Consider the following 4,514-nt stretch of genomic DNA (forward strand, 5'->3'; position numbering starts at 1 on the left):
GCGCGGCCCTTCGTCGCGCAGTACTTCGTGATGGCGGCCGTCAGCGTCGTCTTGCCGTGGTCGACGTGACCGATCGTCCCCACGTTCACGTGCGGCTTGCTGCGCTCGAACTTCTCCTTGCCCATGACTTCCTCTCTTTCCTGTCCGAGGTCTGGCGGCTACTTCGTGGCCGCAGCGGTGCCCTTCGCCTTGGAGACGATGGTCTCCGCGATGTTGCTCGGGACCTGCGCGTAGTGCTTGAACTGCATCGAGTAGGTGGCGCGGCCCTGCGTCTTGGAGCGGAGGTCGGTGGCGTAGCCGAACATCTCCGCGAGCGGCACGAGCGCCTCGATGATCTGGACGCCCGTCCCGGGGTTCATCGACTGGATCTTGCCGCGGCGCGAGTTCAGGTCGCCGATGACGTCGCCCATGTAGTCGTCGGGCGTCGTGACCTCGACCGCCATGATCGGCTCGAGCAGGATGGGCTTCGCCTTCGCCGCGCCGTCCTTGAAGCCCATCGAGCCGGCGATCTTGAACGCCATCTCGGACGAGTCGACGTCGTGGTAGCTGCCGTCGAAGACCTCGATCTTGATGTCGACCACCGGGTAGCCGGCGAGCACGCCGCTCGTCATGGCCTCCTCGATGCCCTTCTGGATCGGGGAGATGAACTCCTTCGGGATCGAGCCGCCGACCGTGGCGTTCACGAACTCGAAGCCCTTGCCCGGCTCCTGCGGGATGAGGCGCAGCCAGCAGTGGCCGTACTGGCCGCGGCCGCCGGTCTGACGGATGTAGCGGCCCTCGGACTCGACCTGCTTCGTGATGGTCTCGCGGTAGGCGACCTGCGGCTTGCCGACGTTCGCCTCGACCTTGAACTCGCGGAACATGCGGTCGACGAGGATCTCGAGGTGGAGCTCGCCCATCCCGCCGATGATCGTCTGGCCCGTCTCCTCGTCGGTGTGGACGCGGAAGGACGGATCCTCCATCTGGAGGCGGTTCAGCGCGACGCCCATCTTGTCCTGGTCGGCCTTCGACTTGGGCTCGATGGCGACGTGGATCACCGGCTCCGGGAACTCCATCCGCTCGAGGATGACCGCGGCCGACTCGTCGCAGAGCGTGTCGCCCGTCGTGGTCGCGCGGAGGCCGACCGCCGCGGCGATGTCGCCCGCGTAGACCTCCTTGATCTCCTCGCGCTTGTTGGCGTGCATCTGGAGGAGGCGGCCGATGCGCTCCTTCTTGTCCTTCGTCGCGTTGTAGACGTAGGAGCCCGCCTCGAGCTTGCCCGAGTAGACGCGGAAGAACGTGAGGTTCCCCACGAACGGGTCGTTCATGATCTTGAACGCGAGGGCCGCGAACGGCTCCGAGTCGGCGGTGGCGCGCGTGACCTCGTCGCCCTTCGCCGTCACGCCCTTCACCGCCGGGACGTCGAGCGGGCTCGGCAGGAAGTCGACCACTGCGTCGAGGATCTGCTGGACGCCCTTGTTCTTGAAGGCCGTCCCGCAGATGACCGGGAAGAACTTCATCTCGAGCGTGCCCTTGCGCAGGCCGCGGAGGAGCTCCTCCGCCGTGAGCGGGTGGCCGTCGAGGTACTTGTGCATCAGGGCGTCGTCGACCTCGGCCGCGGCCTCCTCGAGCTTGGACCGGTACTCGGCGGCCTGCTCCCGGAGGTTCTCCGGGATCTCGACCTCCTGGTACTTCGCGCCCATCGTCTCATCGTCGAAGGTGATGCCCTTCATCTTGATGAGATCGACCATGCCGCGGAACTTGTCCTCCGCGCCGATCGGGATCTGGAGCGACACCGGGCGGGCGCCGAGCTTCTGCTGGATGGTCTGGACGGCGCGGAAGTAGTCGGCGCCGATGCGGTCCATCTTGTTGATGAAGCAGATGCGGGGGACCTTGTACTTGTCCGCCTGCCGCCAGACCGTCTCGGACTGCGGCTGGACGCCCTGCACCGCGTCGAACACCGCGCACGCGCCGTCGAGCACGCGGAGCGAGCGCTCCACCTCGATGGTGAAGTCGACGTGCCCGGGGGTGTCGATGATGTTCAGCCGGTGCTCGCGCCAGAACGCGGTCGTCGCGGCCGACGTGATGGTGATGCCGCGCTCCCGCTCCTGCTCCATCCAGTCCATGACGGTCGTGCCCTCATGGACCTCACCGATCTTGTGCGTGACGCCGGTGTAGAAGAGGATTCGCTCGGTCGTAGTCGTCTTGCCGGCATCGATGTGCGCCATGATGCCGAAGTTGCGATAACGCTCGAGTGGACTGGTGCGGGGCATCTGTTCGTTCCTTCGAATCCTTCGTGCGTGCGCAAGACCGGTCCGCCGGATCCCTCCGGCGACACCGCGTTACCGACCGAGCTGTCAAAGAGCGAAGCGGGTCCTACCGTGCTCGAGAACCCCGGCCGGCAGCGCCGACCCCTGCTCTTCCTCGATCCTCCTCCTACCCTCTCACCACCGGTAATGCGCGAAGGCCTTGTTGGCCTCGGCCATCTTGTGCGTGTCCTCGCGCTTCTTCACCGCGTTCCCGCGGTTGTTCGCAGCGTCGATGATCTCGCCGGCGAGCTTCTCCTGCATCGTCTTCTCGCCGCGGGCCTTCGAGTAATCGATCAGCCAGCGCATTGCAAGCGCGGTGCGCCGATCCTGGCGGACCTCGACCGGCACCTGGTACGTCGCGCCGCCGACGCGGCGGCTCTTGACCTCGACGACGGGCTTCACGTTGTCGAGGGCCTTCTTGAAGATCTTGAGCGGATCGTCCTTGAGCTTCTGCTCGACCTGGTCGAACGCGCCGTAGATGATGCGCTCGCCGGTGGACTTCTTCCCCTCGCGCATCAGGTTGTTGACGAACTTCGCCACGATCCGGTCCTGGAACTTCGGATCGGGCAGAATCTTCCGCTTCTCGACTTCGCGACGACGAGGCATCGGACCTTATCCTTCTCGAGCTAGCTCGGGCGCTTCGCGCCGTACTTCGAGCGGCTCTGCTTGCGGCCCTGCACGCCGACGGCGTCGAGGGTCCCGCGGACGATGTGGTAGCGGACGCCCGGGAGGTCCTTCACGCGGCCACCGCGGATGAGGACCACCGAGTGCTCCTGCAGGTTGTGGCCCACGCCGGGGATGTAGCTCGTCACCTCGAAGCCGTTCGTGAGGCGAACGCGGGCGACCTTGCGGAGCGCCGAGTTCGGCTTCTTGGGCGTCGTCGTGTACACGCGCGTGCAGACGCCGCGCTTCTGCGGCGACTCCTTGAGCGCGGGCGCCTTCTTCTTCGTGAGGAGCTTCTCGCGCCCCTTGCGCACCAGCTGGCTGATCGTCGGCATCTTGAGCGAGCTCTTTTCCCAACAAAAACGCGCCGGAATCGTGGAACCGGGCGCGTGTGGACAAATCCCGTCTTAAGGGCGGCGGATTATACGGGTGCGCGTTCGAGAGTCAAGCCCTTCCGCGCGCTTGCGCTCGGCGGCCAGGGAACGTTCGCGCGAAGGAGGGTCATTCCCCGGCGCGGGGCGAGCAGAGCACGTAGTGGAAGACGTCCCGCCTGCCGTGCTCGCTGTACCCCCAGTGCTCGTGCAGCTCGTGGAACCGGATCTCGAACCCCGCACGGTCGAGCTGGCGGGCGAGCGCCTCCCGGGACGGGAACCAGCGCGATTGGCCGTCCCAGTTCACCCACACGTCGGGCCGATAGAGCGGCAGCCCCTGCCCTTCCCATACCGAGCCCGCGCCCTTGATCCCGAAGGCGAAGAATCCGAGCTCTTGCCGGGGGGCGCGAGGAAGCTGCGCCCCCCGGTCCCCCGCTGGCGCGCCGGCGAGCAGCAGCCGGCGCACGAGCGCGTAGATGCGAGCGAGCTCGCCGGACGAGAAGTAGTGCAGGCTCGAGTACGAGTAGACGAGGTTCGCGCCGGCCGCGGGCGTGTCCGGCCGCTCGAGCACCTCGGCAAAGTCCCCGGCCACGAGCGCGGGGACGACGGGCGGCGGCTCGCGGTCCACGCGCGCCTGGAAGGCGGCGAGCGCGTCCTGCGAGACGTCGACGCCCGCGTAGCCGTCCACCCCCGGCGCACCGAGGAAGCCGAAGGCGTCGTTCCCCACGCCGCAGCCGAGCTCCAGGACGCGCAGGCGCACGCCGCGCGCGCCCAGCTCCTCGAGGAGCCGCCACACGAGCGGGTTCGGCTCGCGCACGCGAGTGAACCCGTAGGCGAGCTGCGGCTCCCGGTAGAGGCGCTCCCAGTCGAAGCGCAGGTCGAGCATGAAGCGGGCGTAGGCGAGCGCGTCGCGCTCGCGCCCGGCGGCGAGGAGCGCGTCGAGGACGGCGAGCAGGAATCCCGGCAGATCGAGCGCGTCGCCGTGCTCGGCGCGCGCGAGCCACAGCGCCGTCGCGAGATCGCCCGAGCGGGCGGCCACGAACTCGGGCACGTGGCGCGCGAGGCGCTGCTGCGCCGGGGAGAGCCGCGCGACGCGCGGCGCGAGCGCGGCGCGGAGCGCGTCGGCGCCGCCGGGCGGCGCGGCCGTCCCCCACTCCGCCGGCAGCCCCAGCGCGGCGACGTCGGCCGAGAG

Annotated in this window: 5 protein-coding genes; all 5 read right to left on the reverse strand. The window is 68.3% G+C overall.

Annotation, left to right across the window (positions count from 1 at the left end):
• The coding region (locus MNY60_RS23340; RefSeq protein ID WP_242356372.1) for a GTP-binding protein at positions 1 to 125 on the reverse strand (125 nt) is incomplete at its 3' end.
• A gap of 33 nt (positions 126 to 158) precedes the next feature.
• A complete protein-coding gene (fusA, locus tag MNY60_RS23345; protein ID WP_242341482.1) occupies positions 159 to 2,252 on the reverse strand; it encodes an elongation factor G in 2,094 nt (697 codons plus the stop codon).
• A gap of 171 nt (positions 2,253 to 2,423) precedes the next feature.
• Positions 2,424 to 2,894 (reverse strand): 30S ribosomal protein S7, encoded by a 471-nt coding sequence (rpsG, locus tag MNY60_RS23350; RefSeq protein WP_012096690.1) that lies wholly within the window; start codon positions 2,892 to 2,894, stop codon positions 2,424 to 2,426.
• A 20-nt stretch (positions 2,895 to 2,914) separates the two neighbouring features.
• Complete coding sequence (gene rpsL, locus MNY60_RS23355) at positions 2,915 to 3,286, reverse strand: 30S ribosomal protein S12 (protein WP_242341481.1); 372 nt, start codon at positions 3,284 to 3,286, stop codon at positions 2,915 to 2,917.
• A gap of 166 nt (positions 3,287 to 3,452) precedes the next feature.
• Positions 3,453 to 4,514: class I SAM-dependent methyltransferase (locus tag MNY60_RS23360; protein WP_242362032.1), on the reverse strand; the 1,062-nt coding region annotated here is incomplete at its 5' end.

Source organism: Anaeromyxobacter sp. SG17 (genome assembly GCF_022690695.1).
GTDB classification, from domain to species: domain Bacteria; phylum Myxococcota; class Myxococcia; order Myxococcales; family Anaeromyxobacteraceae; genus Anaeromyxobacter; species Anaeromyxobacter soli.